The 18,179-nt window shown below is 42.5% G+C and carries 20 protein-coding genes and 1 riboswitch; of the genes, 19 read left to right on the plus strand and 1 reads right to left on the minus strand.

The features are described 5' to 3' along the window. Positions 1-144: 144 nt before the first annotated feature. The 6 genes from SRRS_RS10805 (at position 145) to aroH (ending at position 5,277) form a co-directional block, all read left to right on the plus strand. Positions 145-1,275 (plus strand): hydrogenase small subunit, encoded by a 1,131-nt coding sequence (locus SRRS_RS10805; protein ID WP_371368691.1) that lies wholly within the window; start codon positions 145-147, stop codon positions 1,273-1,275. A 20-nt stretch (positions 1,276-1,295) separates the two neighbouring features. Then, positions 1,296-3,188: a nickel-dependent hydrogenase large subunit gene (locus SRRS_RS10810; protein ID WP_371368693.1), complete on the plus strand. Its 1,893-nt coding sequence runs from the start codon at positions 1,296-1,298 to the stop codon at positions 3,186-3,188. A 23-nt stretch (positions 3,189-3,211) separates the two neighbouring features. Beyond that, positions 3,212-3,943, plus strand: a complete 732-nt coding sequence (cybH, locus tag SRRS_RS10815; protein WP_371368695.1) for a Ni/Fe-hydrogenase, b-type cytochrome subunit — start codon at positions 3,212-3,214, stop codon at positions 3,941-3,943. Then, positions 3,943-4,440, plus strand: coding sequence for a HyaD/HybD family hydrogenase maturation endopeptidase (locus SRRS_RS10820; protein ID WP_371368697.1), 498 nt, complete (start codon positions 3,943-3,945; stop codon positions 4,438-4,440). Before cybH ends, SRRS_RS10820 begins: the two co-directional genes overlap by 1 nt. Positions 4,441-4,512: 72 nt before the next feature. Then, a complete protein-coding gene (locus SRRS_RS10825; RefSeq protein WP_371368698.1) occupies positions 4,513-4,815 on the plus strand; it encodes a hypothetical protein in 303 nt (100 codons plus the stop codon). 105 nt (positions 4,816-4,920) lie between these two features. Next, positions 4,921-5,277 (plus strand): chorismate mutase, encoded by a 357-nt coding sequence (aroH, locus tag SRRS_RS10830; protein WP_371368700.1) that lies wholly within the window; start codon positions 4,921-4,923, stop codon positions 5,275-5,277. Between the two features lie 69 nt (positions 5,278-5,346). On the opposite strand, the gene mqnE is transcribed toward aroH, so the two are convergent. After that, complete coding sequence (mqnE, locus tag SRRS_RS10835; protein ID WP_371368702.1) at positions 5,347-6,423, minus strand: aminofutalosine synthase MqnE; 1,077 nt, start codon at positions 6,421-6,423, stop codon at positions 5,347-5,349. Between the two features lie 165 nt (positions 6,424-6,588). Here mqnE and SRRS_RS10840 point away from each other — a divergent pair, with 165 nt between their 5' ends. The 13 genes from SRRS_RS10840 (at position 6,589) to SRRS_RS10900 (ending at position 18,175) form a co-directional block, all read left to right on the plus strand. Then, entirely contained in the window at positions 6,589-7,548 is a 960-nt protein-coding gene (locus SRRS_RS10840; protein ID WP_371368704.1) for a glycosyltransferase family 2 protein, read from the plus strand. A 99-nt stretch (positions 7,549-7,647) separates the two neighbouring features. Next, positions 7,648-7,786, plus strand: a riboswitch (cyclic di-AMP (ydaO/yuaA leader). Between the two features lie 3 nt (positions 7,787-7,789). After that, complete coding sequence (locus SRRS_RS10845) at positions 7,790-8,458, plus strand: C40 family peptidase (protein ID WP_371368706.1); 669 nt, start codon at positions 7,790-7,792, stop codon at positions 8,456-8,458. 152 nt (positions 8,459-8,610) lie between these two features. Further along, positions 8,611-10,341 (plus strand): ABC transporter ATP-binding protein, encoded by a 1,731-nt coding sequence (locus SRRS_RS10850; protein WP_371368707.1) that lies wholly within the window; start codon positions 8,611-8,613, stop codon positions 10,339-10,341. A 154-nt stretch (positions 10,342-10,495) separates the two neighbouring features. Then, positions 10,496-11,488: a metal ABC transporter solute-binding protein, Zn/Mn family gene (locus SRRS_RS10855; RefSeq protein ID WP_371368709.1), complete on the plus strand. Its 993-nt coding sequence runs from the start codon at positions 10,496-10,498 to the stop codon at positions 11,486-11,488. A gap of 17 nt (positions 11,489-11,505) precedes the next feature. After that, positions 11,506-11,946 carry a Fur family transcriptional regulator gene (locus SRRS_RS10860; RefSeq protein WP_371368711.1) on the plus strand — a complete coding sequence of 147 codons (441 nt, stop codon included), beginning with the start codon at positions 11,506-11,508 and terminating at the stop codon, positions 11,944-11,946. Between the two features lie 11 nt (positions 11,947-11,957). Continuing rightward, positions 11,958-12,686, plus strand: coding sequence for a metal ABC transporter ATP-binding protein (locus SRRS_RS10865; RefSeq protein WP_371368713.1), 729 nt, complete (start codon positions 11,958-11,960; stop codon positions 12,684-12,686). Between the two features lie 17 nt (positions 12,687-12,703). Then, entirely contained in the window at positions 12,704-13,552 is an 849-nt protein-coding gene (locus SRRS_RS10870; protein WP_371368715.1) for a metal ABC transporter permease, read from the plus strand. Positions 13,553-13,607: 55 nt separating this feature from the next. Beyond that, positions 13,608-14,177, plus strand: coding sequence for an HD domain-containing protein (locus SRRS_RS10875; RefSeq protein WP_371368717.1), 570 nt, complete (start codon positions 13,608-13,610; stop codon positions 14,175-14,177). Positions 14,178-14,245: 68 nt separating this feature from the next. Then, positions 14,246-14,839: a spore protease YyaC gene (gene yyaC, locus SRRS_RS10880; protein WP_371368719.1), complete on the plus strand. Its 594-nt coding sequence runs from the start codon at positions 14,246-14,248 to the stop codon at positions 14,837-14,839. 344 nt (positions 14,840-15,183) lie between these two features. Further along, entirely contained in the window at positions 15,184-15,897 is a 714-nt protein-coding gene (gene sigK / locus SRRS_RS10885) for an RNA polymerase sporulation sigma factor SigK (RefSeq protein ID WP_371368720.1), read from the plus strand. Between the two features lie 112 nt (positions 15,898-16,009). Continuing rightward, positions 16,010-16,513, plus strand: a complete 504-nt coding sequence (locus tag SRRS_RS10890; protein ID WP_371368722.1) for a YqeG family HAD IIIA-type phosphatase — start codon at positions 16,010-16,012, stop codon at positions 16,511-16,513. Between the two features lie 4 nt (positions 16,514-16,517). Beyond that, positions 16,518-17,300 (plus strand): carbon-nitrogen family hydrolase, encoded by a 783-nt coding sequence (locus tag SRRS_RS10895; RefSeq protein ID WP_371368723.1) that lies wholly within the window; start codon positions 16,518-16,520, stop codon positions 17,298-17,300. Positions 17,301-17,302: 2 nt separating this feature from the next. Beyond that, positions 17,303-18,175, plus strand: coding sequence for a shikimate dehydrogenase (locus SRRS_RS10900; protein ID WP_371368725.1), 873 nt, complete (start codon positions 17,303-17,305; stop codon positions 18,173-18,175). The last annotated feature ends 4 nt before the right edge of the window (positions 18,176-18,179 follow it).

An 18,179-nucleotide genomic window follows, 5' to 3' on the forward strand; every position in this document is an offset into this window, starting at 1 on the left:
AATAAAAACGCAATGATCTTTTTCTATTCAGCCACTTCTTTTTACCGGTATAATAGCTCTTGCTATTTATACATGAATGCTTTCTAGAATGGAAATCTAATAAAGCAAAAACAGGTGCGAAAATTATGTTTAAGGAGGGTGACTATGAAAAAACGGGATACCCTATGGGATTTATTTCAGAAAAAGAAAATTGGTAGACGGGATTTCCTTAAAGCCTGTGTTGCCTTAACAAGCATGATGGGGTTGTCGACAGAACTTATTCCTCAGGTCATTGAAGCAGCCGAGAAAAAACCGCTTGTCCCGGTCATCTGGCTGCATGGCCATGAATGCACCGGTTGTGACGAAGCATTTATTAGGTCCCAAAGTCCACTGGCATCCGATATGATTCTAAATATGATTTCTCTGGAAGATATGGAAGTGCTGGGCGCTGCTGCTGGTGAACAGTTAGAGCACCATGCTGAAGAAACCCGAAAAAAATATCAGGGTCAGTATATTTTGATGTTTGAAGGAGCCGTTCCCGTTGCTGAAGACGGTATTTACTGCATGGTCGGCGGAAAACCAATTATTCAGACGCTAAAAGAGTTTGCCAAAGATGCTGCCTTTATTATTGAAGTCGGTTCATGCGCTGCCTGGGGAGGCATTCAAGCTGCCAGACCAAATCCGACGAAATCTGTTGCTGTTAGCGAAGTTATCAGCGGGAAGCCAATTGTGAAAGTTCCTGGTTGTCCGCCTATTCCAGAAGTATTAACAGGAACTATTATGCATTATGTTTTGTTCGGGCAGTTGCCGCCTGTGGATAACCAAGGGCGCCCCAAACAGTTTTTTGGCAACAGGATACATGATACTTGCTACCGGCGACCTTTTTTTGATTCAGGTATGTTTGTGGAAAAATTTGATGATATCGGTAGTAAGGCGGGCTGGTGCCTGTATAAAGTTGGCTGTCGGGGGCCGGAAGCCTATAATTCCTGCGGGAATATGCGTTGGTGGAATGGCATGAGTTATCCGATTCAGTCAGGTGCACCTTGTGTGGCTTGTGCTGCAAATAATTTCTGGGATAATGATCCTTTCTATGAACGTTTGCCTAATATACCTGTGCCTAATACTATTGCTAATGCGGACAAAATCGGCGCTGTTTTAGCTGGCGTGACTACCGCCGGAGTAGTGGCTCATGGCGTGGCTTCGATTGTCCAGCATAAAATTCATGAATCTAAGAAACTGAAATCGCGGGAAGGAAATGCGGAAGTAGAGCCAGATCGCGGGCAGGACGGCGAATAGAGATGAGGAGGCAGCCCTAAATGAAACGTATTGTAGTTGACCCGATAAATCGGATAGAAGGCCACCTACGGGTTGAAATAAAGGTTAACGAGGCTACCGGCAAAGTTGAAGACGCATTATCAAGCGGCACAGCCTGGCGGGGTATTGAACTAGTGCTAAAAGGACGTGACCCACGGGATGCCTGGCTGTTTGCCCAAAGAATTTGCGGCGTTTGCACAACTGTGCATGCTCTGGCCTGTTTGCGGGCGGTAGAAGATGCTCTCGGTATCCAAATTCCTAAAAATGCTAATTATATGCGTAATATAATTGCTGCTTCGCAGATGATTCACGACCATATCGTGCATTTTTACCACTTGCATGCACTAGACTGGGTTAGTCCGGTCGCAGCGCTTAAGGCTGATCCGGCAGCTACAGCAGCACTGCAAAATACAGTATTAGAAAAATATAGCCTCAAGTTTGAGGGGCCAATTGCTTTTGATACAAATGCCTATGCCAAAGATTTTCCGAAGGCTACAACTGCTTATTTTAGAGAAATTCAAAACAAAATAAAAAATATCGTTGAAAGCGGACAGTTAGGTATTTTTGCTGCTCAGTACTGGGATCATCCCGATTACAGCATTTTACCGCCAGAAGCTCATCTTATGGCGGTAGCTCATTACTTAAATATGCTTGATCGCCAGCGGGATCTGGTAACCTCACATCTTGTTTTTGGCGGCAAAAATCCGCACCCTCATTACATTGTCGGCGGGATGCCTTGTTCTATCTCGATGAATGACATGAATGCCTCTGTTAATACTGAGCGCTTGGCTCTTGTTGGTACATCAGTGGATTTGGCTATAGATTTAGTAAATAGCTTTTATATTCCTGACGTACTTGTTATTGGCGACTTATTTATCAAAGCAGGTCATGTGGATGGCGGTGGTTTAGCCGGAAAACGTGTGCTATCTTTTGGTGATTTCCCTGAGGAACGTTACAGTGGTATTTCCAATGGAGATTATTTCAATAATTTACTTGTACGGTCAAATGGTGTTGTAGAAAACTTCGGAGAAGGGGTTGACAGGGCTGCTTTTTATCCGTTAGAGGGTAAAGACTTAAGTGACCCTGCTGTATTAGCTGAAGGTGTAGAACACGCTTGGTATAATTACCCTGAAGCCAGTAAAGACTTGCATCCTTGGAGCGGTATTACCAGTCCTCAGTATACAGGCCCTAAGGAAGGAACCAAGACAGCTTGGAAATATCTTGATGAGGCTGGCAAATATTCTTGGATTAAGACGCCTAAATGGAATGGCAAGATGGTTGAAGTTGGGCCATTAGCTAAATATATTATTGTTTACACCAAAGTTAAGAAAGGCTTTCTCCAACAGCCAACATGGGCGGAAAAATTTATGGTTGACCAGATTGAGGCTGTATCTAAATTACTCAATATGCCTCCGGAAAAATGGATGCCTACAACCGTTGGACGGACAGCAGTACGCGGCTTAGATGCGCAGTTGAATGCTTATATTAATAAATATTTTCTGGATAAGCTAATAAATAACATTAAAGCTGGGGATACGACAGTAGCCAATACAAATACCTGGGATCAAGCAAACTGGCCAAAAGAAGCCAGAGGGGTCGGTCTGCATGAGGCTCCACGGGGCGGTCTTAGCCACTGGGTAACAATAAAGAATGGCAAAATCGACAACTATCAAGCGATAGTTCCGTCTACGTGGAATGCTTGTCCTCGTGATACCAATGCCGGTTATGGTGCCTATGAATCCAGCATGATTGAAACTAAAGTAAAAATTGCTGAAAAGCCTCTGGAAATCCTACGGGTGGTACACTCTTTTGATCCGTGTTTGGCTTGTGCAACTCACCTGTATGACGGTCAGGGTAAGGAGTTGTCTGTTGTTCGTACAGATCCGTATTTGTAACCTGCAAAAGGAGGATGACTGGTATGCGTCAGGGAGCCATGAAATCATATTATCTTTTTAGCCCATGGTTGCGTATTTTCCATTGGATTATGGTAATATGCACGTTTATCCTGTTTTTTACCGGGCTATATATTGGCAATCCATTTTTTCTGGGAACCCAAGGTATTGATCCTACTTTTGCTGTCAATAACGTAATGTCAATGGAAGTGATAAGATATATTCATTTTATAGCCGGATATGTGCTTGTTGCTTCTTTTATTCCCCGAATATATGGTTTTATCATCAATCCTGGTGACAGGTTATTGCCCAGGCCCTGGACAAAACTGTACTGGACAGGAATAATGGATACGCAAATGCATTATATGTTTATGCGCGGAGCGCATCGACCATATTTGAGAAACTCGTTGGCTAGGTCGGGGTATTTGTCTGTTTATTTAATGTTTATCATTATGATAATAACCGGGTTTGCTATGTATTACATGATTGAGCCAAATCGTTTTTTGGCCAAGGTCTTTGGGCCGTTCAACAACTGGTTGGTAAATGAATATGTTGTACATATCATCCATCACTTTGTTGCTTGGTTTATTATGCTATTTGTCATTGTGCATGTTTATATGGCAATCAGAGCTGACTTTGTAGAAAAAGGCGGCGAAATTTCTTCTATGTTCTCTGGAGTCAAATATATGGAGGAAGAACCCGAAGATTTGGGGGACATAGTGAGTCCTAAAAGTACGGCAAAACAGGAGCTGCGATAGTGGATAAAGTTGTTGTCTTAGGTGTCGGTAATATCTTAATGCAAGATGAAGGTTTTGGCGTCCGGGTGGTAGAAGAGCTCGCCCGACGCTATACGTTCCCGGACAACGTTGAAATTTTGGATGGCGGCACGCTGGGAATGGAATTGCTTCGATTTATTACAGGAGCAACCCGGCTGCTTATCATTGATGCTGTAAACGGCGGCGGCAGTGCGGGAGATTTTTATCATTTTGCTAATGAAGAAGTTAAAACTTATTTTAAACATAAGGTATCAATGCATGAAATAGGTATACAGGATGTTTTAACTGCAATTGAACTAGTGGGGCAGCCGATACAGGAGGTTGTCGTCTTAGGTGTCCAACCTGCTGTCATTGATGTTGGACTTGAGCTTAGTGAAGCAGTAAAACCATGTACTTTTAAAGTTGTGAACAAGACTCTTGAAGTTTTACGTTCATGGGGGTATAAACCGCTTGCCGCAGACATAGGTATTACGAAGTAGACTTAACTTTGGAGGGAAGTCGGAGTTAGCCAATCTGAAGTTTAGTCAACGGGTAAATGCGGAGGTGGGGCTGTGAAGTACAGTGTCCTGTATGTTATTCTGACCCTAAAAGATGAACCGGAGGTATTTCCTGCCGAAGATCATCGTTATAACCCCGAAAAAAAATGTCAGGAATTATTAATTACTGTCTTTGACCAAAAGCTATGGGTAGATACTAGGGCTGTTAAATTAAAGAAAGTAGCGGGATCAATTTTCTGTTGGAAAGAGTATGAACAAGGGCAATATGTTGAACTTAATCAGTCGAATAGTGTATGTCCTGAGTGTGGTTGGTGGAAATGCCACATATGTAATTCCTGCCGTTGCAACAAACCATAAAAGCATATTGAAATAACCAACTAAATAATTATAGGAAATTCGCGGTTTTTCGCGTATAATGTTTACCAGAAGCTTTTGCTAATACTTTCTAGGAGTGGTCATTAGATGTTGCGTGGTGTTCGTGGCGCGACAACCGTTACAGCCAATAACCGTGAAGAAATATTTGAACGCGTGGCCGAGCTTCTTACGGCAATGACGAGTGAGAACACAATAGATATCGAAGATATTGGTGCGGTGATATTTAGTTCGACACCTGACCTAAATGCCACTTTTCCCGCTGCCGGTGCAAGAAGGTTAGGGTGGGTCCAGGTACCCTTATTCGGGACACAAGAAATAGAATGCCCAGAAGCACTTCCCTTGTGTGTTCGGGTATTGATTCTCTGGAATACTGATGTTAGGCAGCAAGAGATTAAACATGTTTATTTGCATGATGCTGTTATTTTGCGGCAGGATATTAGGTAATAAAACAAGTTAAACGTACTAAAGCCTGCATTGTTCATTGACAATGCAGGCTTTAGTTATTAATAAATACTACTCATAAATGTTAATAATATTATATAGTGAATCGCGCTCAACAGGTATACGTCCGGCCTGACGAATTAAGGTCAAGATTGTTTCGGTACTTAAGAGCTGGCTGGTTTTAGCTCCGGCTGCGTGGCTGATTTTTTCTTCGCTGACAGTGCCGTCGATGTCGTTAGCACCAAAACCAAGGGCAAGTTGAGCAATCTGAGGGTTTAACATAACCCAATATGCTTTGATATTATTAAAATTATCCAGCATTAATCTAGCGATTGCTACCATTTTTAGATCTTCCCAAGCCGGAACCCGGCTAATTGATTCAGACAATCTGGTGTTAGCAGGATGAAAGGGAAGTCCGATAAAGGTTTGGAAGCCTTTTGTTTCGTCTTGCAGAGTGCGAAGAGCGAGTAGATGATCAATTCTTTCCTCTGGTGTTTCAATATGGCCGTACAGTATACTAGCGTTCGTGCGGATGTCTAGCTTATGTGCAACGCGAGCCGCATCAAGCCATTCAGCGGCACTAGCTTTATTGGGACATACTTCCCGGCGTACTCTATCACTAAGAATTTCGGCACCGCCGCCAGGCATAGAACCTAAGCCAGCCGCCTTAAGCCTCTGGAGTACACCGGTTATGCTTTGACCGGAAATCTTAGCGAAATAGCATATCTCAACACAAGTAAATGCCTTAAGATGAATATGCGGTAAAGCAGTATGCAGGGCGCTAATTATATCCACATAGTATTCAAAAGGCCAGTCAGGGTGCAAGCCGCTAACTATGTGAAGTTCGGCAAGACGTTTGTCTTCAGCTGCCTTTGCCGCTACAGTTAACACCTGTTCTTTGGTCATGGCATAAGCATGAGCACTGTCGCTATCACAACCAAATGCACAAAACTTACATTTGGCAGTGCAAACATTAGTCAAATTTATATGGCGGTTAACATTAAAATAGACATAATTGCCACTGATACGCTGTCTTGCTATATCGGCGAGATATCCAAGCCAACCTATGTCATTAGAAGCAAGTAAAGTTAAGCCGTCGTTACGGGTAAGCCGGATACCGGCGCGGATTTTAGCTTCTAGTTTATCCAAGGCAGACACTCCTTTCCTAAAATAATTTCGCGGTTTATAGGAGATATCCTGCTAACTGGCCAAGGACGGTTTGGGTGCTAAATGTATTAAATCTTGGCTAAAGATTTAATTGCAATTATGGGCAGGTGATGTAATAATATATTGGTGACAAGGAGGGGGAGCGGTATGCCGTTACCTAAAAAACTAATTTCTATTGTTGTACCAGTATTTAATGAACAAGATAATATCGACAACTTTTATCAGGAAGTTATTAAACATATGGAGCAGCAGCCTTATTATTTTGAGCTTATCTTCATCGATGACGGATCGAGTGATGCTACTCCTCTTATCCTTGAACGGTTAGTAAATTCTGATAACCGGGTGAGGGCCTTGATTTTAGCTCGAAACTTCGGTCATCAAGTGGCTTTGTCCTGTGGCTTAGACCATGCCGATGGGGATGCAGTAATTACTATGGATGGCGATATGCAGCATCCGCCCGAAATGTTACCGCAATTACTTGCCCAATGGAATAATGGCTTTCAGGTAGTCCAAACAATACGGGTTAATACAGAAGGGGTATCTTGGTTTAAGAGCTTTACCTCAGGTATGTTCTATAAACTAATGAATGCGGTGTCAAATATACGGGTTACTGAGGGCGGTTCTGACTTTAGACTGCTTGATAAACAGGTGGTGAAAAGCTTCCGGCGGTTCCGGGAACGTGCAAGGTTTATTAGGGGCATGATTAGTGCAATCGGGTATCGCCAAACGTATATCGAATTTGTTGCTCCCAAGCGATTTGCCGGAAAATCTAAATTTTCCTTACGAAAGATGCTGCACTTTGCTTTAGATGGTATTACGGCCTATTCAAAAACGCCGCTTAGATTTGCGTTTTACATAGGTATAGCGTTAGGACTCGGCAGTATCGTTCTGACATTGCATGTAATATATATTAGATTGTTTACCGACGAAGCTGTTCCTGGCTGGGCAACAATAACTGCCAGTATTTCGCTTTTAGGCGGACTGCAATTAGCAGGAATCGGCATTATTGGCGAATATGTCGGAAGAATATTTGAAGAAGTAAAACAACGTCCTTTATATTGGCTGCGCGCTGAACTTGGTCAGCAGACAGAAAAACATAATCAATGAAAATTCTTTGCTAATAAAAACAATTACCCTAATAAATGTAAAAAAAACACGATTTTGGGCAGGAATTTTTAGTTTTTAGACGAATATAAGAATAAAGAGCATTGTAGAAAGCCGAATCCAGCTCAGGAACGGGGGAACCATTTTATGGGGTGAAACGTAAGAAGTGTTATGCTTCTTACGTAGGGTGCCTGCAACCCTAACCCGTCAGCTAACCTCGGAGGCCAGCGAGAGGAGAAATGTATTGGGAAAGTTTTTCGGGTTTGTTGTCGCTTTTTGTCTCTTTTTTGGGACCGCTACTTTTGCCCATGCTTCCGGTACATATGAGGTCGGTGACCAGGGAGCCGATGTAGTCGCCATTCAAGCCCAGCTAAATAGTCTAGGCTTTAACGCAGGATCAGCTGATGGTGATTTTGGCGAATTAACAGCTAGTGCTGTTAAGGCTTTTCAGGCGGCTCGTGGTCTAGACGCTGATGGTGTAGTAGGGGCGCAAACTTATCGTGCTCTAATGGGAAGGGATATTCCGGTCAGCCGTGATTCTTCAACGGCTTCGATACGGCGTGTTGTTCAGACTTCCATGCGCTACACTGGTGTACCTTATGTATTCGGTGGGACGAGTCCCGGTGGTTTTGACTGTTCCGGCTTTACCCGTTATGTATTTGCTCAGAGTGGTATTTACCTGCCGCGTATGGCTGATGAGCAGTTTGAAGTCGGACGATATGTATCTTACAATCGTCTCCAGCCTGGAGATTTAGTGTTTTTTAGCACTTATGCTTCAGGAGCATCTCACAGCGGTATCTACCTTGGTGATGGTAGATTTATCAGTGCTACGTCCAGCCGCGGTGTAGCTATTGACAGTATGAACAGTAGCTATTGGGGTCCGCGTTACGTTGGCGCCCGTCGTGTGATGTAAAGGAACAAAAGGGAAGGCGTTGTCAGCCTTCCCATTTTTATTTTTTTGATTAGGGGTATGTTTGGCAGGATTTTTTAAAAAATGCTGGTATTTAAATAAAGTAATTGGTACATACTATGTAAGTTAAGTGTTATTATGGTGGAGAATTTATTATGTTTACTTTTTACTGGCGCAAATTTATAATGCCCTACTGGCTGCAGGCCACGACGGCGATAGTGTGTTTTATCATTGCAAGTATAGCTGGCTTAGCAGCGCCGTTAGTCGTAAAGCTGCTAATTGATGATGCGCTGTCTGGCGGCAACATCACATTTTTGCATATTATTATTGCCGGGATAGTAATATTGTATCTAATCCGCGGCTTATTTTCCTATTTCTACGGTTACCGTATGGCTAAGGCTGGTAACCAGATGTTGGCTAAGCTACGGGAAGACATGTTCACCAAATTACAGTCACTCGACTATGCTTATTTTATGAAAATGCCCTCCGGTGATTTGATTTCATTGTTTACTAATGACTTGTTGTTGATTCAACAGGCGGTAACTGTGGGTATACCGGATATCATTGTCGAGTCGCTAAACCTACTGGCCATCATGGCAATTATGATTTATTTTGATTGGAAATTGGCCATGGTAACATTCGCAACCTTGCCTTTTATTATTGTCGCTATCAGCTTTTTTAATAGTAAAATTGGCAGGATGGGGGCGCTTGTTGAACATACTTTGGCTAAGGTAACGTCAATTATTCAACAATCTTTGGTATCGGTAATGATTGTGCAAAGTTATGTTCGTGAAGATTATGAGTATCGAAAATTTAGTGACAAAATTCAACAGGCTGCGGGGGATTTGCTGAAAGCCCAGCGTTTGAGCGCGATACTTGTTCCCTTGGTAGAATTCCTTGCTGCTATTGGTTTGACGATAATTGTTTGGTATGGCGGGCGGGAAGTTATTAATGGCGATTTGAGTATCGGCGGGATGTTTGCTTTTTTAGTTTATATTATCAATGTCCCTATGCCTGTTCGTAAGATCAGTCAGGCGATGACATTTTTAAAGTTTGGAATAGTAGCTTGGAATCGTATTAACAATTTGCTTAATGAACAAACTCCATCTGTTGCCGATGGTTATCTGGATATGTCTAAAGCACAGGGGGTTGTCGAATTTAAAGATGTGTCGTTTGCTTACCGAACAGGTAAGCCTGTATTGGAAGCAATCAGCATTTCGGCTAAACCTGGGGAGATTATTGCAATTGTAGGGCCAAGTGGTGCTGGTAAATCTTCATTTGCAAATCTGCTTTTACGATTTTATGATCCCACTCAGGGAGCTATTTATTTAGATGGCGTAAATATTAAAGACATAAAAATTAAGGATTTGCGGCAACATATAGGCTTTATTCAGCAAGAGCCTGTCTTATTTAATACAACTATTTTGGAAAACATCCGCTTTGGCAACCTTGCTGCTACTTCAAGCCAAATTGAACAGGCGGCTCGCAAGGCCAATGCTCATGCGTTCATTATGGAGCTACCACAAGGCTATAATACTGTTGTCGGTGAATTAGGCGGAAATTTGTCAGGTGGCCAGCGGCAACGGATTGCGATCGCCCGCGCGATCATTGCGGAACCATCTATTTTACTGCTAGATGAACCGACAGCTGCTTTGGACGCTCATACGGAGAAGCAGGTTATGGCAGCTATTCGGCAAGCCAGTATGGGACGAACAACTTTTATAATTACCCATAGGATGTCAACAATCATGGCTTCCGATCAGGTAATATATTTAGCTGGTGGCAGAATTGTTGAGACAGGTACTCACCAGGAATTACTTAGTAAAGGTGGGTTATATGCTCGGGTCGTCAAATATAGTGAAGCTGATTTTGGTATAAATGAGTAAAATAGTGGCAATAATTTTAGCGGCAATATTTTTGCCGCTAATTATTTTACTTTTATTAAGAATAATCCTATTAACTTCGTGGGATTTATTGACAAAAAAACAAACAACTGCTACCATTTAATAAGAATATTCCTATTAATAAAATGAGAGGTGTATGATGAGAGTAAAAGTATTTTTAACTGTACTGCTTATTGCCGGGCTTACCTTGATTGCAGGCTGCGGTCAAAAAACTGTTGCACCGGGCGATAATTCTCCACAGCAACCTAAAATTAAAGTCTTGGCTAGTGTTTATCCGGTATATGAATTTGTCCGGCAGGTAGGCGGCGATAAAGTTGAAGTAACTATGTTGGTACCAGCCGGGGCAGAACCGCATGAATGGGAACCATCGGCTAAAGACTTAGTTCAGGTTAAAAATTCTAAATTGTTTTTTTATCATGGGGCTAATTTAGAACATTGGCTAAGTAAAGTAACGGCTAAAGATGTACTTGGCAATACAACAGCAGTAGAAGTAAGTAAAGATATTGAACTAAGAGAGGGTACAGCTCATACGCACGATCATGACCCGGCGGAAGAGCACAAGCATAATGCTAATGAAAAACAGGAACCTGAAAAGCATCAGGAAGTAGATCCGCATGTTTGGCTTGATCCTGTACTTGCGCAGAAGGAAGTAAATACCATTGCCGAAGCGCTTGCGGCGGCAGACCCTGCTAACGCAGTATACTATCGAGATAATGCGACTAAATATAATGAACAGTTACAGAAGCTTCATAGCGAATATCAAGATGGCCTAAAAACAGTTCAAAAGAGGATTATTGTTACTAGTCATGCAGCATTTGGTTACCTTGGCTCCCGCTATAATTTGGAGCAGGTTGCAATTATGGGCATATCACCAGATGCTGAACCAACACCGGAGAAGATGGCCGATATTGTGCGGATGTGCCGAGAACGGCAAGTTACATACCTATTTGCCGAATCCATTGTTAGTCCTAAAGTAGCTGAAACATTAGCTAAAGAAGCCGGTGCCAAAGTACTTTTATTACATCCTATTGATTCTTTGACTCCTGATGAAATTAAACAAGGTAAAGACTATCTAACGTTAATGCGGGAAAATTTGGCCAATCTTAAATTAGCTCTAAGTAGTAACTAGAGAATAGGGGAGCGAAAATGACTGCAATCAATGCAGCGGGTACCATTATAGTGGTAAACCGTCTAAAAGAAAAAGGTTATCGCATAACAGGTCAGAGGCAAGCTTTAGTTGAGCAACTGGTTGAGTCAGAAGAACCTCTATCAGCCTTTGAAATTTGGGAGAGACTTCGGATACAGTATAAGGATGTAAGTTTAGATACTGTTTATCGAAACCTTCATGTGCTAGTTGATTTAGGAGCATTAATTCCCATAAATGCTATGGGGAAAGAAGGGGTTAGGTATGAACTAGTGTATACGAGTCATCACCATCATATTGTCTGTGTAAAATGCGGACAGACGCAATGCATTGATTATTGCCCCGTTGATCCCCATCTAATTTCTGTATTGAAAACGCACGGATATGAGCTAGTGCGACACAATCTGCAATTATTCGGCGTGTGCCGCCATTGTAATTGTTAAGGAGTAATGTTATGGCTGAAGTTAAATTACAAGATATTTCTTTTCGTTATAACACTGAATTGGTATTAAGCAATATAACATTTTCAGTGAATCAAGGTGAGTTTGTAGTAGCAGTAGGTCCTAACGGTGCGGGTAAAAGCACAATGCTTAAGATAATAGCCGGACTTATTGAGCCGATTTCCGGTCAGGTGCTAATAGATCACAAAGATGTACGACAGGCAGCTAAACAGGGAATTATCGGTTATGTACCACAGCATTATGCACAGAATACGGCAGCATTTCCGGCTACGGTGGAAGAGATAGTTGCGTTAGGGCTTGTCAATGTACAGGGGGCAGTAAAGAATAAAGGAGCTAAACATATAGTCACCCATATGCTGGAGCTAGTGGGAGCCCAAGAATTGCATGGCCGCCGTATCGGGGAATTATCCGGCGGTCAGCAGCAGCGGGTTATGGTTGCAAGGGCTTTGGCGGGAAACCCGCAGTTGTTATTATTGGACGAACCGACAAGTGGTGTCGATTATGCTGCTAGTGCCAAAATTTATGAATTGCTATCGCAGCTTAATAATACCTTGGGCATTACTATCGTAATGGTATCACACGATATTGAAAATGCCACCCGCTTTGCGTCTAAGGTGGCGTGCATCAACCATAGTTTATGTTTTTTTGGCAGCAGTGAACAGTTTCGTACCAATCATGCAACTATGCAGCATTTATGGTATTATTCAACATACACCGGATAAGGAATAAGGAGATTCATATGCCGATTTTTGAAATGTTTCAATATGATTTTATGCAAAGAGCCCTTATCGCCGGACTAATAACGGCAGTTATCTGTCCGCTGTTAGGCATGTTTGTGGTAGTTCGGCGGCAGTCGCTTATTGGTGATGGATTAGGACATATTGCTTTTGCCGGAGTGACCGGGGGGTATTTGCTTGGTATTTATCCGGCAGTAGGCGCTTTCGCCATAACCATCGCAGGGGCGGCGGGTATTGAAGTAGTGCGCCGGCAACGAACGCAAATGGCCGATACTGCACTGGCAATTTTCTTCTATGCAGGGATAGCGTTAGCTATTATTTTTAGTACAATTACTCGTATTCCTAGCGCTGGTTTACTGGGATTCCTGTTTGGCAGCATACTGACCGTTTCTTGGCAAGATGTATTAGTCATAAGTGGCTGTGGCGCTATTGTTATAGCCTTTGTTTGCAGTAATTTTAACAGACTTTTGCTAGTTTCCTTTGATGAAGAACTGGCTAAAGTCGCCGGTATTGCTACAAGCACTGTCAGCATGGCCTTAAGTATAGTTACTGCTATTTCCGTAGTCAGTGGTATGATGGTAGTTGGGATTCTTATGGTTAGTGCGCTTATGATTGTGCCAGTAGCAGCTGCCGAGCAGTTAGGAAAAGGTTTTAAGGCAACGTTAGGCTGGGCGTTAGTCTTGGCCATTCTGTCGGTTGTCAGTGGTCTGACAACGGCCTTTTACTTGGATATTGCTCCTGGCGGATCTATAATTATTACAGCAATTCTATTATATATAGTGATGAACATTGTACATCGACTTACATTTATCTACAAACGGACGATACCGACGCAGATGTACAGTAAATAGTAACTTTTACATGGTATAATAGATTTTGACAATATACATAACAAGGAGGTCTATCATGAATTATAACAGAGATCAAGCTTGGAAAGTTTTGCTTCAGCATGTAAAAAGCGAAGTATTGTTAAAGCATTGCCTAGCGGTTGAAATTGCAATGCGGGCTTATGCCGCGAAATTTGGTGAAGAGGTTGAGTATTGGGGTGCGGTAGGATTACTTCATGATGTTGATTTTGAAAAATATCCGGATGATCATCCTAATCATGCGAGGGAAATTCTTACTGCCGCCGGTTATGATAGTCAGTTTGCCACAGATGTTGAAGCTCATGCCCGGGATTGGCAGCAGGAACGTACGCGATTACAGGGAACCTTACTAGCTGTCGACGAACTTACCGGTTTTATCATTGCTTGCGCTTTGGTTCGTCCAGATAAGAGTCTGGATAATCTGGAAGTCAAATCTGTAATGAAAAAATTCAAAGACAAAGCCTTTGCCCGTGCTGTTAACCGTGAAACGATATCAACCAGTGCAGAAGCTTTGCAGGTTGATCTGAAAGAACATATTGAATTTGTTACACAAGCCTTGGCGGCAGCGGTAAAAATGCCCCAGTATCAGGAGTTGCCGTTAGTTGGCTAGCTAATATTAAACATAAACTGGACAGGAGGTGCATACAGATTAATGAGGAAGCTAAGAGGAGAGAGATAATGGCAAAACATGTACTGAACAAGCTTACCGTTAATCTGCATGACACCAACATTCATAAACAGCTCTATGAACATCTAATGATGCTTTTAAAGCATCAGGAAGGTTTACACCTAAGACCGTTAATAGCACTATGTATTGGTTCTGACCGTTATACCGGTGATGCCTTGGGGCCGCTTATTGGAACTCATCTTGAGGAACACACCGAATGCTATGTTTATGGTACGCTGGAACATCCTGTTCATGCCGGGAATTTTATTGAAACGTTAAATATTATTAATAACCGGCATCATCATCCGGTTATAATTGCCATTGATGCTTGCTTGGGTAAAAGTTATGAAATCGGCAACGTTGAAGTTTGGCAGGGGGGGCTGGCCGCTGGTATTGCTGTTGGCAATAGGCTGCCTACGGTTGGTGATATTTCTGTAATTGGTGTGGTTAATGCGCAGAGCCAGATTGGTTACCTTGATCTCCAAAGTACACCGTTATCCAAGGTGATGAAACTAAGTAATGCGATTGGCGAAGCGATTGCCGAGGCTATCAACATGATAATAGTAGAGAATATACCGGCATGTACACAGTCAGTTGGTAAATAAAAAAAGGCGAAATTGCAGTTGACGTTGGCAAAGATTAGGTCACTAATCTTTAGAACAGCTCAAAAGCAATTTCGCCTATTTGTTTTTCATTCTTCTGGGAATAATCTGTCCCATATCATATACAGTACTACCAGAGTACCAGCAAAAAATATGCCAATATCGGCAATGTAACGATCCACGCAAATCACGCTCCTGACGGATTAGCATCTCTTTCCTACTTGGATTATATGCCACTTGTGCTACTTGTGCAAGGTTAAGGAAATAAATATTTTTTTCTGCCAGGCACATTCAGTTTGTCTGCCCCATAGAATTTACCGACAGATTTTTCGGGGGTGGATGACTGAATGACTCTTTCGTTTATTACGGTGTTGGCAGCTTCAGTAATTAAAGGCATCACCCTGCTTGTTTCCTATATAGCGAATAATACATTTCCTCTGCCGCTGTCAGAAAAGGATGAACATGTTTATTTACAGCGGTTAAAGAATGGGGATGAAGACGCACGCAACGTATTAATCGAACGGAATCTGAGATTGGTAGCGCATATTGTAAAAAAGTTTGATAATACCGGTGAGGATGTTGATGACCTAATTTCCATTGGCACAATCGGTCTTATCAAAGCCATTAACACATTTGATCCAGCCAAAAAAATTAGATTGGCTACGTATGCGGCTAGATGTATTGAAAACGAAATCCTTATGCATCTGAGAAGTACCCGTCGCATTCGGACAGAGGTGAGTCTGTATGACCCGATTGGAGTTGATAAAGAAGGAAATGAAATTACTTTGATCGATGTACTTGGTACAGCTCCTGATGTTGTTGGTGAAGCCGTGGAAAGCTTATGCGAACAGGAGCGCCTCACCCGCGAAATTCATCGTCTGACTGCGCGTGAAAAATGGGTTCTTGAAATGCGGTTTGGTATTCCTGATGGCAGTCGCAAAACTCAGCGCGATATTGCCAAAATACTGGGGATTTCACGGAGTTACGTTAGTAGAATTGAGAAACATGCTATTAACAAGTTAGGAAAAACCTTGTCGGTGGATAGCAATCCGCCTAAATAGAGGAAAACAGGAGATTGTTATGTTTGTGCATGGCAATCTCTTTTGTTTTTTCGTTTACCATGTTATAATTTCTGGTAAACTATATATATAGTATTGGTTACGGAGGGGAAAATTGCTAAAACTATTAGCACCTAATTTGTCTGTCAATACTTTGTATGACCTTAATCTATTACAACTCAAGCAACAGGGGATTATGGGCATAGTCTTTGATCTGGACAATACCATCATTCCTTGGGACAGTCCGGATTTGTGCCCAGAGGTATTAGTGTGGATTAAAAATCTGGCCAGTCAAGGGTTCAAGTTGTGTTTGGTATCGAATAATGGAAAAGGCCGGGTAAGGCAGATTGCTGGACAGTGTGGTATTCCTTTTGTCGCTAGGGCACTAAAACCATCACGGAATGGTTTTAGGAAGGCTGCAACAGCAATGAAATTAACTCCTGACAGAGTCGCTGTAGTTGGTGACCAATTGTTTACCGATATTTTAGGCGGTAATCGCTTGGGTATGTATACGATTTGGGTTAAACCCATGGCAACTAAAGAGTTTATTGGTACAAAAATTACTCGCCAATTTGAAAAACTAGCGATACACTTACTAAAAGCGACAGGACGGTTATAGACACATGAAAATTGCAATGGTGCAAATGAAGGTAACAGCTGGCGATGTTGCAGGAAATAAAGAACGAGGCCTTACACTGATTAACGAAGCGGCACTAAACGCCGATACTATTGTGCTACCGGAGATTTGGACAATTGGTTATGCCCTAAAAAGTGTGGCAGAAGCTGCTGAAACAATGGATGGCCAGTTACTTACAACTTTGGCGGGAATTGCCACTAACCAAAAGGCTAATATTATCGCTGGTTCCATACCGGTCAAATCAAATGATAACATTTATAATTGTGCTATAGTATTAGATAGATATGGTAACGTTGTCGCCAGTTATCAGAAAGTACATTTATTTAGTATGTACGGTGAAGAAAGATTTTTTGCGGCAGGAAATAAGCTCTGCCAGTTTGTGCTCGATGAAGCGACTGTTGGTTTGGGGATTTGTTACGATTTGCGCTTTCCTGAGCTATTTCGTTCTTTGGCTTTGGGAGGATCTCAGATTGTTTTTGTACCTGCGGAATGGCCGGCAGCTCGAGGGAGTCATTGGCGGACCTTGGTTCAAGCCCGCGCAATAGAAAACCACATGTACGTTTGTGCTGTTAACTGTGTTGGCGAACATAAAGGCAGTCCCTTCTACGGACATTCATTACTGGTTAGCCCTGATGGAGAAGTAGTTGCTGAGGGTGGAGAATCCGAAGCTATTATTTACGGCGATGTTGATCTTCAAAAAGTGGCTGAATCCCGCCAAGTCATGCCCTCCTTCAATGATCGCAGGCCAGACTTGTATGTAGGAGTTTGATTATGAATATAACAGCCAAAACGCAAAAGGTCGGTTTGCTCGGCTGGCCTCTTGGGCATTCGCTGTCGCCGGTTATGCAGAACGCTGCTTTTGCTGCCAGCGATTTAAATTATGTATATTTACCTTTGCCTGTACAACCTGAATTATTGTTACAAGCGGTTGAGGGAATAAAAGCACTGGGATTTGTTGGTGCAAATGTTACTATACCCCACAAAGTGACAATAATGAGTTATTTGGATGAAATCGATACCAGTGCCAGGTTGGTTGGTGCGGTCAACACCATAGTCATTAAAGAAGGCCGTTTAATAGGGTATAACACCGATGCCGCGGGATATATGAGTGCACTACATTTGGCTGGTGTTGAGATAACAGGCAGAAAGGCCGTTATTCTTGGGGCAGGTGGTGCGGCTAGGGCAGTAGTGGCAGGCCTTATAACCGCACAAATTGGCGAGGTAACTATAGGTGCGCGGCAAAACGCTCAAGCAGGCGATGCTGCTAATTTGTTTAAAGTAAGTAACGTACTGGTTAGGGGTATTGCCTGGGATGCTCCTGAATTCATAGATACCTTGTCCCAAGCTGATATTATCGTTAATACTACACCTTTAGGTATGTATCCCAATATATCACAACAGCCACCAATAACGTGGGATTTGCTAAAGCCGTCAGCAGTTATTTCGGATTTGATTTATAATCCCCTTACAACAAAATTTATGGTGGAAGCGGCAAGGCGGGGACATATTGCAGTAGGCGGCAAGGATATGCTCATTGAACAAGGGGCGCTGGCGTTTTCGCTGTGGACAGGCTGTAATGCTCCCCGGGCAGTTATGAAACAAGCGTTCTATAGGGGCCTTAAGACATTAATAACCAAAAATTAGCAAA

Source organism: Sporomusa rhizae (genome assembly GCF_041428845.1).
GTDB lineage: Bacteria > Bacillota > Negativicutes > Sporomusales > Sporomusaceae > Sporomusa > Sporomusa rhizae.